This is a genomic window from Pseudarthrobacter sp. DSP2-3-2b1 (assembly GCF_049895945.1).
Classification (GTDB): domain Bacteria; phylum Actinomycetota; class Actinomycetes; order Actinomycetales; family Micrococcaceae; genus Arthrobacter.
This window is the reverse complement of sequence record NZ_JAFCTI010000006.1, coordinates 112,486-125,569: the sequence shown is the minus strand read 5'-3', so window position 1 is coordinate 125,569 and position 13,084 is coordinate 112,486. Positions and strand designations below refer to the sequence as shown.

The following is a 13,084-nucleotide window of genomic DNA, read 5'->3' as shown; positions in this document are numbered from 1 at the left end:
CTCTGCGGCGCCGGCACTGGACCCAACAGCCGGCCGCGCCAGCGGACGCCCTATCAGCGGTTAAAGGGCTGAGGCCGGCCCCGTGGGGCCGGCCTCAGTTTTCCCTCAGCAAAAGGAAATCAGTTCTGCAGCGTCATCGCGGCATGAAGTTATGAGTTCAGCGGGGATTTCTCCCAAGAGATATCGACGACGGGGGCACCTGGCTGCGATTTCTCCCAAGAGATATCGACGACGGGGGCACCTGGCTGCGGCATGGTCAACATCGAGAGCTCGAGGATGTCCTGGCCGTGCGTGGCATCGGCAGGTGCTGCGTCATCGTCCGTCAGGATGTACTCGTGGCTCATGTGCTGCCCCCAGGTTCTTAGTGGATCGTGTTCCTTTTCCACTGTAGTCCGGGTGTCCGGTGGTTGCCTGGTTGTGGTGCTGCGCCCGCGCCAGCGTAACCGGCGGCCGGAGGAGATGTTCCTATAGACAAGCCAAGGGGCTAAATTGTCTCTCGATCAAAAGCGGCTCCTTACCCGAGAGTGCAACGCAGATCGGTCTGAATTACATCGGCTGTATCACTCGGCGGGGAGTAAACTCAGCCGAAACGATCAAGAGTGGGGGACTCGTAAAATGTCAGCGGCAGCAGCTTCACCGGCCGTGGCCGGCTACAACCGTATGGCCATCGTGGCAGTAGCCTGTGCGTGGTTGCCGTAGTTGGATTCTTGGGGTCCTTCACCGTCCTGGCGGTCTTCGCCGTGGGAGCGGGTCACGTTGCCCTCAACCAGATCAATCGCGACGGCGGTCAGGGGCGCCAGCTTGCCCGGGCCTCCCTCGCTGTCGGTTACGCCATCGGAATCTTCGGGCTGTTCTTCACAGTCCTGACTGTGTTGGGCGGCCTCTACACCTAGGAGTTGCCGCCACTCCGGGCTAGTGTCCCTGTGTGTCCCATCTTCAGGCTCCTAACAGGCTGCGCCCGCGCCAGCGTTACGGCGGCCGGAGGAGATGTTCCTATAGACAAGCCTTAGACAGGAAACGTTTTGGGTGGTGGTTGAATAACTAGATGGTCGCCTCGTCGTTTGTGGATCCGTTGTTGCTGGGAGCGATACCCGAATCGGCAAGAGCGGATGCGAAAGTCGCCATGGGCGCACTCGGCCCTCCACGGCTCGAAACCCATCTCGCACTGATCCAGGACACCAACCACCACATTGATTTTTATCCAGACATCAGCGTTCAAGGGGAAGTGGTACGAGTTCCCTACCGGATCTACTACAAATGGCCTAGCAGGGAGCGTACGAACGGCTTCACCACGGCACAGCTGCTCGGCCGCTGCAGAGGTGGTTCGGGTGACATAACGGACGGCGTTGCGGTGCATTGCTTCCCTTTCGAACTGCTTTTCAACTCCTTCAACTCTCCCCGGCCCGGCTTCGTTCCCGCCGTGCGTCCGCTATGAGGGAACTGTGAATCCGCAACAAGGGCACATCCACCACGGCGGGGCAGCGGATCCGTATTAGGCTGGAATACAGAGATCCCCGCCCTGCAGAGGCATGCCAGGGTACCCATCAACGTAAGGAGAGTCATGGCAGGCGAGTCAACGTTCGACGTCGTAAGCAAAGTGGACAAGCAGGAAGTAGCCAACGCACTGAACCAGGCGCAGAAGGAACTGGTGCAGCGCTACGACTTCAAGGGTGTGGGTGCCGAGGTTGACTTCAGCGGCGAGAAGATCCTGATGAAGGCCAACTCCGAAGAGCGCGTGCTCGCAGTCCTGGACGTTCTCCAGTCCAAGCTGATCCGCCGCGGCATCTCGCTGAAGTCCCTGGACACCGGCGAGCCGTACCCGTCCGGCAAGGAATTCCGGCTGGAGGCCTCCATCAAGGAAGGCATCGAGCAGGACCTTGCCAAGAAGATCAACAAGCTCATCCGCGACGAGGGCCCCAAGGGCGTCAAGTCCCAGATCCAGGGCGACGAACTCCGTGTCTCGTCCAAGTCACGCGATGACCTGCAGTCCGTGATGGCGCTACTGAAGGATTTCGACGAGGCTGACCTGCAGTTCGTCAACTTCCGCAGTTAGGCACGATTCTGCCGCGTGATTACAGGGAAGTTGCTTTCCCAGTCCGCACAGAGTCCGCAGAACCCCCGAGGACCGCAGAAATCAGTCTTGATCCTGCGGTCCTCGTTTTGTCTTCGGCAGTCGGCCAAAGGTGGGAATACGTGTTCAGGGTGATTGACGGCTGTGCATGGCCCAGGGCCCGCTGCACCGTGACGACGTCGCAACCATCAGCGATGAGTCCGGAGGCGTAGAAGTGCCGGAGGTCGTGAAGCGTAAACTCGCCTATGCCGGCATCCTCGCGGACATCCCGCCAGCGGTCGGCCGCTGAATTGCGGTTGAAGTAGGTCCCGCCGGTCCCGAACAACCATTGCTCATCACCGAACACGCCGACGTCTTGCACGTGGAGCGCTAAGACCTGGATCAGTTCCTCCGCCACGTAGACCACCCGCTCGGAGCCATGCTTGGGCGGGACAACCTCAGCGCTTGCCTTGGTGTTCCCCTGGATCTGCCGGGAGACACTGATGGTCCGGCGCAGGAAATCCACGTCGCGCAACTGCAAGCCCGCTGCTTCGCCCAGGCGCAGGCCCGCGAAGGAGCAAACAGAGATGAACGCGGCGAACCAGTTCGGCGCGGCCTCCAGAGCCTCCCCTAGCTGCTCCGGCGTGGGAATGGTCATTGCTGCTTCACGGCGGCGCTCACGGGGCAGCTTCGCCCCGGCGCATGGGTTTTCGGCGATGACCTTGTCCGTAACCGCCGCGCGGAATGCGGAGCTGACGATGTTGAAGTAAACCTTCACAGTCGCCGGCGCCAGCCTCGCGGACATCCCCTTGACCCAGGCCTGTACGTGGGACGGCAGGATCGACCGGATCTGATGATCCTGGAATGTGGCGATAGCTAGAGCCTGTTCGGCTTTCAGCTTGGTCCCAGTAGCCCACACTTGGGCAGCAGACCATTGCTCGAACCATTGGGCAAACGTGATCTTCCCGCCTTTCGGGTCCACATACCGGCCCGTCACGACGGAGGCTGTTACCTCATTCAGCCAGTGCTGAGCGTCGATCTTCCGCGGGAAGTGCCTGGCGTGTTCCTTACCTGCCGCGTCGCGGTACCGGGCCCGCCAAGAGCCGTTATCCCTCTTCTGGATGCTTGCCATGAAGCCTTTCCCTCATTCCATTCTCGGCGCTAGATCGGGCGTCGATTTCAATCTTCGCCAGATACTCTCGTTCCGCTTCGGTCAGGCCCTTCACATATTCGTCCCAGTCGTCTAGCAGGGAGTCCATGGACTCCTCAGCAGCCATCAGGTCATCCAGGAGCTTGTGATAGTGATCCATTCGGCTATTGAAATTAGACAGCAAGGCTCCTAGGTGGGATTGGGTTGCCGACTCCCTATCCAAGGGTAAAAGTGCCTGAACGGGGCATCCGAACGTTGCGGCAATCACTGCCGCCTCACTGATGGAGGTAGGCCGGTCTCCGCGCTCGATCTTCGCGATCATCGTCTGCGTAGCGTTTACACCGTTCGCCGTAACTGCCTTAGCCAACCCCTCTTGCGTCCACTCGTTAGCAAGGCGGTACTTCCTCACCGATTCCCCAAAAGTGCGCCTTGCTAGGTCGGCCACGTTCTCAAAAGTCTCCATGGGAATAAAGACTACATTCCACAGCAGCTTGACACCAGTCCCAACGATGGGCCATAGTATTCATATTGGGACTAAGACAGAAAGTCCCCTGACGAATAGGAATGTCATGGCACTAGCAATCGCCTCGCTACTCACGCTCGCTGAAGCGGCCGAACGTCTCCGGAAATCTGACGCTCAACTCCGCTGGATGATTCACGCGGGCACCGCTCCCCGCTCAGCAAAGATCGGCGGGCGCAGGATGTTCCGGGCAGCGGATGTTGAGGACTACATCAACGCCGCGTTCGAGGCGGAGGCCTCCTGATGAGCGCCGTCTACACAGAGTCTGACCTGGCTGCGGCTTGGGAGTCCGGCTACTGGCATGGAACCAGCCACATGGGCCCGCTGAATGATGCCGCGGTGGCTGCGAAGAACCCCTATCGGGCCCAAGGGATCACGCCGGCTAAGGCTTGCAAGGTGTCCCTGAAGACAGAGAAAGACCGCGACGTCTCGCCAAAGTCCGTCACGGCCTCAGAACCCAACCTCTAAGAAGGAGATTCACCATGAACACTACCAAGTACGCGACCACAGTGCGAGAACCCAACACCGTGGAGCCGAGGCCGCTGGAGGGCCTCCGCTCAATCCCGAAGCCGCCCGCCGGATACGCCCCGGAATACTTCGTGAATGAATTCGCTAAGGAGCCCGTGCCTGAGTTCGTCGGTTACTCCGCCCAGGACATCGAACGGCCCGGCTACAAGATCCTGAGTAGTTGGACGCCAGAGGGTGGAGTGCAGTTGTTCATCGACCACGGAAACGACGATCCGTTCACCATGACTGAAGTCCGCGACCTCATCGCGACTTTGCAGGAAGCACTCTCCACCGCCACTGGGGCTACGGAGGGCTGACCTAAATGACCTGGACAAAACTCAGCGACGACTTTACCGACGACTGCTGGGTGCTCTCAGATGAGGCCTACCGGCTGCATTCGGACGGGCTGATATGGAGCAACCGAAAGCTGCTTGATCTGTGCGTGCCCAAGGAAGACGTCGGCAGGTTCGCCAAGAAGCCCGCGGCTGTTACTGAGCTGCTGGACCAGGGCTTCTGGTTGGACGTCGGCACCGCCTACGTGATCAGGCACCACGCCCAGTACCAACGCACCCGTGAAGCGGTGATCAAACAGCAGGAGATCAACCGACAGAACGGCGGCAAAGGTGGCAGACCCAAGGGTAAGACGCGGGAGCAGGTCCAGGACGTCACCAACCTTGGAACCCATTCGCTAACCGAATCGCTAAGCGAATCGAAAACCGAAGAGATAACCGAGGTTTTTTCGAGGGAAGAACAAAACGCCATGAAGCAGGGCAACGAAAACCCCGCCAATTCAAGGGAAAAAACCGAATCGCGTATCGAATCGCCAAGCGGAAGTGAAACCGAAAGGGACAGGACTGGCCTAGAGAAGGTAGTTGTTACTCCCAGTAGTTCAAGTGATAAACCGGGAAACGCTATCGACCCCGATTACCCGACAGATCCCAATGCAATTGGGTGGCGTCAGAAGATCGACTCCCGGGGCATCAAGTCAGAGGCCGAACTCGTTGCAGTGGCCGGCGTCACGCCGAACCAGGCGAAGAGAATGTGGATCGCCGCTTTCCCTGAATCGAGGGCCGCGTGATCTTTTCAATTCCCTGCGAGACAGACGATTGCATCGGGCTCAGTGGAGACGGCCGCCCCACTTGCGATGACTGCCACGAGCGCAACGGCTACCCCGCCGGCTATACACGGTCCATGGATGAGGCGTGGCTGAATTACACGCCATGCGACAAGATCCGGGCCGCATGAAGCCCCCGTCAGTAGCTGTCCTGAAGCTCTCAAAAGCTGAGTACATCGAACTCTGCGACACGCTCCGCGAGAGGGCGCAGGAAGCTCATCACAACGCACGGGCATGGGCCAGCCGCGCACTCGAAAGCGAAAGCCGCCTCGCCATCTACGAACCAGGAGACAACTGATGTTCATTGCAAAATCCGAGAACTACAGGGCAAACACCCGGCAGGCCGCAACGCTCACCGCACGGCCCGCGATCCTCATCACCCCGGAAGAGGGAAGAGAGCCCGCGATCCTACTCCGCAGCTCAGGCCAGATCCACGGCGTACTACCGCTTGGGGAAGGAATGAGACTGGCAACGGAAATTGCCGACATCATCGCCGCCCAACGCGAAGCCCAGCAATGAGCGATCACAGCGAGTTCCTCCGCAACCTCTTCCACCCCGACGACGAAGACCCGCCGGCAAAAGCGCAACAACCCGTTGCACCGCGCGCCACAGACGCAGCCAAAACCACCAGCTTCCTCCGCAAACTCTTCACAACAGCCGACTGAAAGGCCCCCAAATCATGACAAGCGCTCAAATTTCCCACATCCGCACAACGTTCAAGAACATCGGCGCCACGTTCCCCAGGCCCGTCGCTCAGGCCATTGCCGACCTCGACACCCTCACCGCAGCCGGGACCTCGCTGCGCGTACCCACAAGCGAAGACCTCTACGCCGCCGCCGCTGAAGCTGTCCTGTCAGACGGGGACATGCTGGAAGACAGCCACGTCATCAGGATCATCACCGCGCAGACTCTCGCCGGTCCAACAGGGCAGGCCCTCAGCTACGGACTGGCGCAGGCAGGCGCCCAGCGCATCACAGACGCATTCACCCAGCACGCGGACGCCGTACTCGCCACACTCAAAGACAAGGCCGATGCCGCGGGTCAGGTCCTCGCCAGCTCATACGACATCATCGGAGACCTGGACCTCAGCGCATCCGAGCAGATCCTCAGCAAGGGACCAGACGCAGCCATGGCATGGGCCTCTGCCAAGGTCAGTGCCCAGACCGTCAGGGAATGCAGCCAAGCATGGTTCTCCCTCGCCGAACTCACCAGACTCACCAGCACCATTGCCCCCACGCTGCGCATCGCAGACCTCGACCTCGACACCTTCGAGCAGGTAGGCCGCGCCGCTGACCCGTGGGACATCATCAGGGCCGGCGGCACCATCGACCTCGCCACCCGCACCACAGCCAAGGAACGCACAGCAGCCCACGCCGCCGCACTGCAAGCACGGCAGGCCGACCACGACGGCGCATTCACCAAGGAATACCGGAAAACACACAGCTTCATCTAACCCAACCCCCACCCCAACAGCGAAAGGAGGACGGGGAATGCAACACAACACACAAGCACCCCAGGGGGTATACCCCGACCCCCGTCCCCCTTTCGCACCCTCTGGCTATAGCGATATCTCTCCAGCGATCTGGATGAGTCGGCCTGTTTGGGGACCCCACAGCACGAATGGTGAAAGGAAATCCGCATGGAACATAAGACCCCGCCGGGTTTGAAGGCTGGTGGCCGCAAGTTATGGCGGTCCCTCACGGCAGATTATGAGCTGGGAGAGCACGAATTGAGCATCTTATTGGAGGCTTCAAGGACTGTAGATGCCCTGGACGAGCTGGAACGCATCGTCAGGGAGCAGGGCGTGACCAACGTCAGCCCTCAGGGCGTGAGGGCCCATCCGGCACTTGTGGAGGCGCGCCAGCAGCGCGTGACCCTGGCTAAGTTGGTTGCCTCTCTCAGAATCCCGATTGAAGAGGAAGAGAGCGCCAGCCGAACCCCACAGCAGCGCGTCGGAGTCCGGCAGATTTCGGCAGTCCGATGAGGCGCCGCCCCAGGCCCCAGCTAGACGCCGCCGGCAACCTTCTGGCCATCCCGGCGAACCTCACCGCGTTCGACATAACCGCGTGGCCAGGCACGAGCGATCATCACCGCTGGGAACAATGGCACGGCGCACGCCTCGCATGGGCGATCGAGAATGACGCGCCCGACGACATCATGCTGTGGACCTCCGCAAGCGAGTCACAGCCCAACCTCACCCCGGGCGACATCGCCCGACTCATCTAACCCCAAGGACATCAATCATGGCTGAAGAAACTAAGACCATCGAAAAACTGACGGTAGCCGCTAAGGCGGCTCTACTCGAAGCGATCACTAACGCCGCAGGCACCGCCTACAGGGGCCCCGAGGCCCTCGAATCCCTCGCACGGGCATATGCCGCCGTTGCGACCTCCGGGCCTCTTAAAGGGGAAGTGGGATGACCGGGAAGACGACGCAGGAACTCGCGGCAGGCTATGCGCTGCGCATGGTCCTCGCATCAGGTGAAGACGACACCGCGGAATACCAGCGGATCACGCGGGAGGTTGACCGGAGCCGAAACAAGAAGCTCGCGATGTACACCATCGCGGCGCTGACCTCCGTAGCCGTGAACGGTTTTAGGACCGCATACCCGGAGACGTGGGGCGCTGAGCTGCGACTGAGTTTGCATGACCTGGACGTGGACCCGACGCATTGGACGACGGATCAGCCAGTCAGCAAAGAAGGAAAGGAATAACCATGGCAGGTGTCGAATTAGGCAGCGCTTTTATCAGTGTCGGGCTTGGGACTAGCACCCTTGGCGGGGACATCAAGAAGCTTTTCAATGACTCGGGATCGGACGCGGAAGCCGCCGGCGGTGTGGTGGGGAAGAAGTTCTCTACCGGTGTCGGATCAATGCTGAAATCGGCAATGATCCCGGCCCTCGCGGCTGGTGGTGGGCTCCTGGCGTTCGGTAAGAACGTTGGGGACCTCGCGGCAGTGGCAGAGCAGAATGCGGGCGCGGTTGGCTCGGTATTCAAGGGCATGTCTGGGGAGGTTGCAGCATTCGCGGCATCCTCGGCAACGAACCTGGGTATCTCGTCCAGTGAGTACAACTCATTTGCTTCCCTGATTGGTTCGCAGTTCAAGAATGCGGGCGTTCCCATGGAGGAACTCGCGGGCAAGACCAATGAGCTGGTGACTAAGGGCGCGGATCTCGCGTCAATGTTCGGCGGGACGACATCGGACGCAGTGTCGGCCCTCAGCTCGGCACTGAAGGGCGAAATGGACCCGCTGGAGGCTTACGGCATCAGCCTGAACGAGGCCGCTATCAAGGGCAAAATGGCTGAGATGGGCACTACCGGGCTTACGGGCGCGGCTGAGCAGGCGGCGAAGACTCAGGCCATCCTTGCACTGGTGAACCAGCAGTCGGCAGACGCTACCGGGAACTTCGGGCGCGAGGCTACGACGGCGGCAGGGGCGCAGCAGATCGCCAATGCGCAGTGGGAGAATGCCCGCGCAACCCTTGGCGAAGCGCTCTTGCCGGTCATGGCGCAAATGTCGGGGGCCTTGTCCGGTGTAGCCGGCTGGGTGAAGGAGAACACTGGACTCGTAACAGGTCTTGCTATCGGTGTTGGTGGGCTCGCTGTTGCTGTGATCCTGGCTAACGCAGCCTCTTCAGCTTTTGCGGCCGTATCGGCTGTAGTGAAGGGCGCCGTGATGGCGTGGGCGGGTGTTCAGTGGCTCCTGAACGCCGCGATGATGGCTAATCCCATCGTGCTCGTCGTGGGACTCATTGCGGGCCTTGTAGCGGCTGTGGTGCTCGCTTACAACAAGGTTGGTTGGTTCAAGGATGGAGTCGATAGCGGATTCCGCGTGGTGTCCGAAGCCGCCCGGAACATGGCCAAGTGGGTTGGGGACGCTATCGGCAACGTCATCGGATTCTTTACCTCCTTGCCGGGGAAGATCCAAGGCGCTTTGTCTGGTGCGGGCTCCTGGCTAACGTCCGTTGGCCGCAATATCGTTCAGGGTCTCATCGACGGCGCTAAGGGCATGATCGACAATGCCGTGCGTGCAATCAAGGACGTTGGCGGCGCGATGCTCGATGGCATCAAGGGATTCCTCGGCATCCACTCACCTAGCCGGGTATTCAAGACCCAGGTGGGCATGATGATCGGTTCCGGCCTCATCGCCGGTATCGACGCCTCGAAGCAGGGCGTGAACTCCAGTATCAATGGCCTTGTGACCGTTCCCACGGTTCCCGCGTTCGGTGCAAACAGCTACTCCGCATCACTCACCGCGGCAGGTAACACGCCCGCCCCTGTGAATGTCTACATCGGTAACGAGCAGCTCGATACCCGCATGTACCGGGTAGCAGATTCGGCCATCGGTTCGGCTGATTCCAGGTCGCGGTACATGAGGGCAGGCCGCTAGAAAAAAGGACATGGCGTCAAGCGCACGGCGGGCCGTAACAATGCGGTGCCGAAGCATGGTGGGGAGCGTTCTACGGCGCATTGATCCACCAGCGCCCGCCGCCACAAAAGGGGCTTGGGACTAAAGAAAAGGAATATGCCTTTCTTCCACCAAGGCCAGGCGGCAAAAGGGACGCGGTCCCGGACTTCTTCGGAGGTTCGGGGCCGCTCTTGCTTTGGGCGGGAAACAGCACGACCCTGCTACTTCCGTTTGTGTAACGTTACGCATATCTGTAACGTTACGGATATGGAATCCACGTGCACAGCTTGCGGCAAGGTTATGACGGGGCGCGCCGACCGGAAGTTCTGCTCCGCGGCTTGCCGTCAGAAGGCCTACCGGAAGCGGGAGCCGGAGCCGCTCCAGCAGAGTGACGCTGAATTTCTTACTGACATTCGTCAAGCGCTCCGGATGATGCCCGCGGCGGCGAGGCAGCGGAACCTCAGCCCCGCCGCCCTTCAGATCGCTATCGATGACGCACGGAAGATGATCGCGGCGCTGACGGAAGACCAGGAGCGCCAGCGCATAATTAGCCGCTGACGGCACAGAAAAGCCCCGGACCTATGGCAGGTGCCAGGGCAGTTCCTAGGCGCTTAGAACGCGCTCAGGCGTACTTGGTTGCCCAGAGCACCAGCGCGGTCCCCGCGGCGAGTGCCTGAGAAGTCGTCATGCCGCCCTGCGAATAGTCGGCATTCAATTCGAGCTCGACGCCGCGCTCGTAGGTGAATGTGGTTTCGATCCGCCAGCCGTCACCATCCACGGATGGCCCATCGAAGTAATCGGCCGGCAAATCCGGTTGCATGGGGTCCATCGCCTGGACGAAGCCTGCGGGCGGTGTGGGGGAAAGTGTGGTGCCGTTCATCGTGAGACCTTGCTTCTGTTGTGGTGGTGTTGAGGGCACGCCGCCCCTCTCGGATCTAGGTTAGTCCGCAGAAAGTCCGCAAGAGGTCCGCAAGAGGGCAAATCCCCCCGAGATTGACCCACAACGGAAAGACCGGAATCTAGCGGCTAACAGCACTAGGCAACGCCACCCCATTACTAATTTGCAGTTCGTCAACTTCCGCAGCTAGCGGGCGCCAGTTCAGCGGGCGGTCAGACCAGCGGCCGGCCGGCCATCCGTTCGAGCCGGGCGATCCTGTCCTGCATGGGCGGGTGCGTGGCGAAGAGCCTGCTCATTCCTCCGCCACGGAACGGGTTGGCGATCATCAGGTGCGAGGTATTGACCAGCCTCTGCTCCTGCGGGAGTGGCACGATCCGCACGCCCTGCTCAATCTTGCGCAGGGCTGAGGCGAGTGCCAGCGGGTCCCCGGTCAGCTGCGAACCGTCTTCGTCGGCGTCGTACTCCCTGGTGCGGGTGATGGCAAGCTGGATCAGGGAGGCCGCGAACGGTGCGAGCAGGGCCATGGCCAGCATGGCCAGGGGGTTGGAGTTGCGCCGGTCGCCGCCGCCGAAGAAGAGCAGCATCTGGCCCACGGACGTGATCACACCGGCCACCGCGGCAGCCACGGACGAGGTAAGGATGTCCCGGTTGTACACGTGCATCAGCTCGTGCCCCAGGACCCCGCGGAGTTCCCGGGCATCCAGCAGCTGCAGGATCCCCTCGGTGCAGCAGACCGCGGCGTTCCTGGGGTTGCGGCCGGTGGCGAACGCGTTCGGGTTCATGGTGGGTGAGAGGTAGATGCGGGGCATCGGCTGGTTGGCCCGGACCGAAAGCTCGCGGACGATCTGGTAGAGCTGGGGCGCCTGGGCCTCCGTGACGGGATAAGCCTGCATGGACCGGATGGCGATCTTGTCGCTGTTCCAGTAGCCGTAGGCCGTGGTGGCCACGCCGATCAGGGCCATGATCCAGACGGGGGCCGAGCTGCGGGTGTTCAGCCCGATCAGGCCGCCCAGCCCAAGGAGCACTGCCCAGAGGGCGCCGAAGAGCGCCGCAGTCTTGAGGCCGTTGTAATGCTTGTGCACGTCCGCTCCTCCGCCTCGAGTGGCCGGTACTAGGGCACCGGATGATGGGCATCGTACTTCCTGAAGCCCGGTTGCAGCTGTGCGGCGAGCCATGCGAGCGCAATGCACAGAACCCCACCAAGCAGCAGCACCCAGCCCTCACTCAGAATTTTAGTCCCGGCGCCCGCGAGCAGGTCACCCACGCGCGGCCCGCCCGCCACCACCACGATGAACACTCCCTGCAGCCGTCCGCGCAGGTGGTCCGGGGTGGCAGCCTGCAGGATGGTGTGGCGGAAAACGGAACTGATGGAGTCCGCGATCCCTGCCAGGGCACAGCACAAAGCCGCAGGCACCAGCCAGAGGGTCACGCCGCCGTCGTCCGTCCTTCCGGCCAGAAGCACCACCACCCCAAAGCCGGCAATCGACGCGCCCCAGCCCATCACGGACCACACCACGGCATTCCCTTGCCACCGGACGTGGCCCAGCGGCCCGGAGAAGAGCCCGGCCAGGAACGCGCCAACAGCGGTGGAAGCGAGCAGGATTCCCACCGTGGACTCCCCGCCGCCGATCATCAGGGCACCGATGGCGGGCATCAGCGCCCGCGGCTGGGCAAGGATCATGGCCACGAGATCGATGATGAACGTCATCCGCAGGTTGGGCCTGGTGCCCAGGAACCGGAAGCCCTCAATGACCGACCTGATGCCGGGCCGCCCTGCACCCCCGGACGGGGGCATGGACGGCAGCCGGAAGACGGCCCACAGCACAAACGCGAAGCTGACGAAGTCGATGGTGTAGGTCCAGCCGAAGCCCACCCAGGCCACCAGCACCCCTGCCAGGAGCGGCCCCACCGTCATGGCGAGACCGAACGAAGCCATGCTGAGTGCGTTGGCGGCGGGCAGCAGTTCCTTGCGGATCAGGACGGGGATGATGGCGCTGCGTGCCGGCTGGTTGATGGCCTGCGCTCCGCTTTGCAGCGCCACGAGGAGGTAGAGCACCCAGACGTTTCCGAGCTGGAACCAGGACTGGAGGGCGATCAGGCCCGTGGTCAGCCACATCACGGAGGTGGCCAGGAGGATCACCGTGCGGCGGTCGTGCGAATCCGCAATGGACCCGCCCAGCAGTCCCCCCACCACCAGCGGCACGAGCGCGAAAACACCCAGCAGGCCCACATAGAAACTGTCCTGCGTAAGCCGGTAGACCTCCAGGCTGACGGCCACCAGGGTGAGCTGGCTGCCGACGGCGGAAACGGCGGAACCCAGCCAGAGCCGGCGGAAGGCCGGGCTCTCCCTGAGCGGTGTGATGTCGGCCAGCAGTTTCCCCACCCTGCCACCCTAGTGGTCACGTCCGTCACTCTTTTGTCACGCGCTTGGTATCCTC

Annotated in this window: 21 protein-coding genes; 15 read left to right on the top strand and 6 right to left on the bottom strand. The window is 61.7% G+C overall.

Annotated elements, in window-relative coordinates; genetic code table 11:
- Positions 1-149: 149 nt before the first annotated feature.
- Complete coding sequence (locus tag ACP7AX_RS09560; RefSeq protein ID WP_426226263.1) at positions 150-344, bottom strand: hypothetical protein; 195 nt, start codon at positions 342-344, stop codon at positions 150-152.
- A gap of 342 nt (positions 345-686) precedes the next feature.
- Between ACP7AX_RS09560 and ACP7AX_RS09555 the strand changes: the two genes are divergently transcribed.
- The 3 genes from ACP7AX_RS09555 (at position 687) to ACP7AX_RS09545 (ending at position 2,053) form a co-directional block, all read left to right on the top strand.
- A complete protein-coding gene (locus ACP7AX_RS09555; protein ID WP_426226262.1) occupies positions 687-893 on the top strand; it encodes a DUF4190 domain-containing protein in 207 nt (68 codons plus the stop codon).
- Between the two features lie 152 nt (positions 894-1,045).
- Positions 1,046-1,435, top strand: a complete 390-nt coding sequence (locus ACP7AX_RS09550; RefSeq protein ID WP_131685267.1) for a hypothetical protein — start codon at positions 1,046-1,048, stop codon at positions 1,433-1,435.
- Positions 1,436-1,561: 126 nt separating this feature from the next.
- Complete coding sequence (locus tag ACP7AX_RS09545; protein ID WP_056344649.1) at positions 1,562-2,053, top strand: YajQ family cyclic di-GMP-binding protein; 492 nt, start codon at positions 1,562-1,564, stop codon at positions 2,051-2,053.
- 19 nt (positions 2,054-2,072) lie between these two features.
- Here ACP7AX_RS09545 and ACP7AX_RS09540 read toward each other — a convergent pair whose 3' ends face one another.
- Positions 2,073-3,182 carry a tyrosine-type recombinase/integrase gene (locus ACP7AX_RS09540; protein ID WP_426226261.1) on the bottom strand — a complete coding sequence of 370 codons (1,110 nt, stop codon included), beginning with the start codon at positions 3,180-3,182 and terminating at the stop codon, positions 2,073-2,075.
- Positions 3,157-3,663 carry a helix-turn-helix transcriptional regulator gene (locus tag ACP7AX_RS09535; RefSeq protein WP_426226260.1) on the bottom strand — a complete coding sequence of 169 codons (507 nt, stop codon included), beginning with the start codon at positions 3,661-3,663 and terminating at the stop codon, positions 3,157-3,159. Before ACP7AX_RS09535 ends, ACP7AX_RS09540 begins: the two co-directional genes overlap by 26 nt.
- Positions 3,664-3,769: 106 nt before the next feature.
- On the opposite strand from ACP7AX_RS09535, the gene ACP7AX_RS09530 reads away from it, so the two are divergent.
- From ACP7AX_RS09530 to ACP7AX_RS09475, 12 genes are all read left to right on the top strand, one after another.
- Positions 3,770-3,964 (top strand): helix-turn-helix transcriptional regulator, encoded by a 195-nt coding sequence (locus ACP7AX_RS09530; RefSeq protein ID WP_426226259.1) that lies wholly within the window; start codon positions 3,770-3,772, stop codon positions 3,962-3,964.
- Positions 3,964-4,188, top strand: a complete 225-nt coding sequence (locus tag ACP7AX_RS09525; protein WP_426226258.1) for a hypothetical protein — start codon at positions 3,964-3,966, stop codon at positions 4,186-4,188. Before ACP7AX_RS09530 ends, ACP7AX_RS09525 begins: the two co-directional genes overlap by 1 nt.
- A gap of 14 nt (positions 4,189-4,202) precedes the next feature.
- The gene (locus ACP7AX_RS09520) at positions 4,203-4,544 is read left to right on the top strand and encodes a hypothetical protein (RefSeq protein ID WP_426226257.1); all 342 of its coding nucleotides are present in this window, start codon (positions 4,203-4,205) and stop codon (positions 4,542-4,544) included.
- Between the two features lie 5 nt (positions 4,545-4,549).
- Positions 4,550-5,305 carry a hypothetical protein gene (locus tag ACP7AX_RS09515; protein ID WP_426226256.1) on the top strand — a complete coding sequence of 252 codons (756 nt, stop codon included), beginning with the start codon at positions 4,550-4,552 and terminating at the stop codon, positions 5,303-5,305.
- Positions 5,306-5,468: 163 nt separating this feature from the next.
- Positions 5,469-5,639, top strand: a complete 171-nt coding sequence (locus ACP7AX_RS09510; protein WP_426226255.1) for a hypothetical protein — start codon at positions 5,469-5,471, stop codon at positions 5,637-5,639.
- Positions 5,639-5,860, top strand: a complete 222-nt coding sequence (locus tag ACP7AX_RS09505; protein WP_426226254.1) for a hypothetical protein — start codon at positions 5,639-5,641, stop codon at positions 5,858-5,860. Before ACP7AX_RS09510 ends, ACP7AX_RS09505 begins: the two co-directional genes overlap by 1 nt.
- Entirely contained in the window at positions 5,857-6,006 is a 150-nt protein-coding gene (locus ACP7AX_RS09500) for a hypothetical protein (RefSeq protein WP_426226253.1), read from the top strand. Before ACP7AX_RS09505 ends, ACP7AX_RS09500 begins: the two co-directional genes overlap by 4 nt.
- Positions 6,007-6,020: 14 nt before the next feature.
- Positions 6,021-6,794, top strand: a complete 774-nt coding sequence (locus ACP7AX_RS09495; RefSeq protein WP_426226252.1) for a hypothetical protein — start codon at positions 6,021-6,023, stop codon at positions 6,792-6,794.
- Between the two features lie 186 nt (positions 6,795-6,980).
- Positions 6,981-7,325 carry a terminase gene (locus tag ACP7AX_RS09490; RefSeq protein ID WP_426226251.1) on the top strand — a complete coding sequence of 115 codons (345 nt, stop codon included), beginning with the start codon at positions 6,981-6,983 and terminating at the stop codon, positions 7,323-7,325.
- Between the two features lie 259 nt (positions 7,326-7,584).
- On the top strand, positions 7,585-7,761 hold the full coding sequence (locus ACP7AX_RS09485) for a hypothetical protein (RefSeq protein WP_426226250.1): 177 nt from the start codon (positions 7,585-7,587) through the stop codon (positions 7,759-7,761).
- Positions 7,758-8,054 carry a hypothetical protein gene (locus tag ACP7AX_RS09480; protein ID WP_426226249.1) on the top strand — a complete coding sequence of 99 codons (297 nt, stop codon included), beginning with the start codon at positions 7,758-7,760 and terminating at the stop codon, positions 8,052-8,054. The genes ACP7AX_RS09485 and ACP7AX_RS09480 overlap by 4 nt, the downstream gene beginning before the upstream one ends.
- A gap of 2 nt (positions 8,055-8,056) precedes the next feature.
- Positions 8,057-9,730, top strand: coding sequence for a hypothetical protein (locus ACP7AX_RS09475; RefSeq protein WP_426226248.1), 1,674 nt, complete (start codon positions 8,057-8,059; stop codon positions 9,728-9,730).
- Between the two features lie 640 nt (positions 9,731-10,370).
- Here ACP7AX_RS09475 and ACP7AX_RS09470 read toward each other — a convergent pair.
- The 3 genes from ACP7AX_RS09470 to ACP7AX_RS09460 form a co-directional block, all read right to left on the bottom strand.
- On the bottom strand, positions 10,371-10,628 hold the full coding sequence (locus tag ACP7AX_RS09470; protein ID WP_426226247.1) for a hypothetical protein: 258 nt from the start codon (positions 10,626-10,628) through the stop codon (positions 10,371-10,373).
- 230 nt (positions 10,629-10,858) lie between these two features.
- Positions 10,859-11,728 (bottom strand): zinc metalloprotease HtpX, encoded by an 870-nt coding sequence (gene htpX, locus ACP7AX_RS09465; protein WP_426226246.1) that lies wholly within the window; start codon positions 11,726-11,728, stop codon positions 10,859-10,861.
- Positions 11,729-11,757: 29 nt separating this feature from the next.
- A complete protein-coding gene (locus tag ACP7AX_RS09460; protein ID WP_426226245.1) occupies positions 11,758-13,029 on the bottom strand; it encodes an MFS transporter in 1,272 nt (423 codons plus the stop codon).
- Between the last annotated feature and the right edge of the window lie 55 nt (positions 13,030-13,084).

Excerpts from the sequence above, each read along its gene's own strand:
- ACP7AX_RS09545 (WP_056344649.1), top strand. The coding sequence starts at position 1,562 with ATGGCAGGCGAGTCAACGTTCGACGTCGTAAGCAAAGTGGACAAGCAG.
- ACP7AX_RS09550 (WP_131685267.1), top strand. The coding sequence starts at position 1,046 with ATGGTCGCCTCGTCGTTTGTGGATCCGTTGTTGCTGGGAGCGATACCC.
- ACP7AX_RS09480 (WP_426226249.1), top strand. The coding sequence starts at position 7,758 with ATGACCGGGAAGACGACGCAGGAACTCGCGGCAGGCTATGCGCTGCGC.
- ACP7AX_RS09510 (WP_426226255.1), top strand. The coding sequence starts at position 5,469 with ATGAAGCCCCCGTCAGTAGCTGTCCTGAAGCTCTCAAAAGCTGAGTAC.
- ACP7AX_RS09500 (WP_426226253.1), top strand. The coding sequence starts at position 5,857 with ATGAGCGATCACAGCGAGTTCCTCCGCAACCTCTTCCACCCCGACGAC.
- ACP7AX_RS09495 (WP_426226252.1), top strand. The coding sequence starts at position 6,021 with ATGACAAGCGCTCAAATTTCCCACATCCGCACAACGTTCAAGAACATC.
- ACP7AX_RS09485 (WP_426226250.1), top strand. The coding sequence starts at position 7,585 with ATGGCTGAAGAAACTAAGACCATCGAAAAACTGACGGTAGCCGCTAAG.
- ACP7AX_RS09540 (WP_426226261.1), bottom strand. The coding sequence starts at position 3,182 with ATGGCAAGCATCCAGAAGAGGGATAACGGCTCTTGGCGGGCCCGGTAC.
- ACP7AX_RS09530 (WP_426226259.1), top strand. The coding sequence starts at position 3,770 with ATGGCACTAGCAATCGCCTCGCTACTCACGCTCGCTGAAGCGGCCGAA.
- ACP7AX_RS09505 (WP_426226254.1), top strand. The coding sequence starts at position 5,639 with ATGTTCATTGCAAAATCCGAGAACTACAGGGCAAACACCCGGCAGGCC.
- ACP7AX_RS09525 (WP_426226258.1), top strand. The coding sequence starts at position 3,964 with ATGAGCGCCGTCTACACAGAGTCTGACCTGGCTGCGGCTTGGGAGTCC.
- ACP7AX_RS09535 (WP_426226260.1), bottom strand. The coding sequence starts at position 3,663 with ATGGAGACTTTTGAGAACGTGGCCGACCTAGCAAGGCGCACTTTTGGG.
- ACP7AX_RS09560 (WP_426226263.1), bottom strand. The coding sequence starts at position 344 with ATGAGCCACGAGTACATCCTGACGGACGATGACGCAGCACCTGCCGAT.
- ACP7AX_RS09520 (WP_426226257.1), top strand. The coding sequence starts at position 4,203 with ATGAACACTACCAAGTACGCGACCACAGTGCGAGAACCCAACACCGTG.
- ACP7AX_RS09515 (WP_426226256.1), top strand. The coding sequence starts at position 4,550 with ATGACCTGGACAAAACTCAGCGACGACTTTACCGACGACTGCTGGGTG.
- ACP7AX_RS09475 (WP_426226248.1), top strand. The coding sequence starts at position 8,057 with ATGGCAGGTGTCGAATTAGGCAGCGCTTTTATCAGTGTCGGGCTTGGG.
- ACP7AX_RS09470 (WP_426226247.1), bottom strand. The coding sequence starts at position 10,628 with ATGAACGGCACCACACTTTCCCCCACACCGCCCGCAGGCTTCGTCCAG.
- ACP7AX_RS09490 (WP_426226251.1), top strand. The coding sequence starts at position 6,981 with ATGGAACATAAGACCCCGCCGGGTTTGAAGGCTGGTGGCCGCAAGTTA.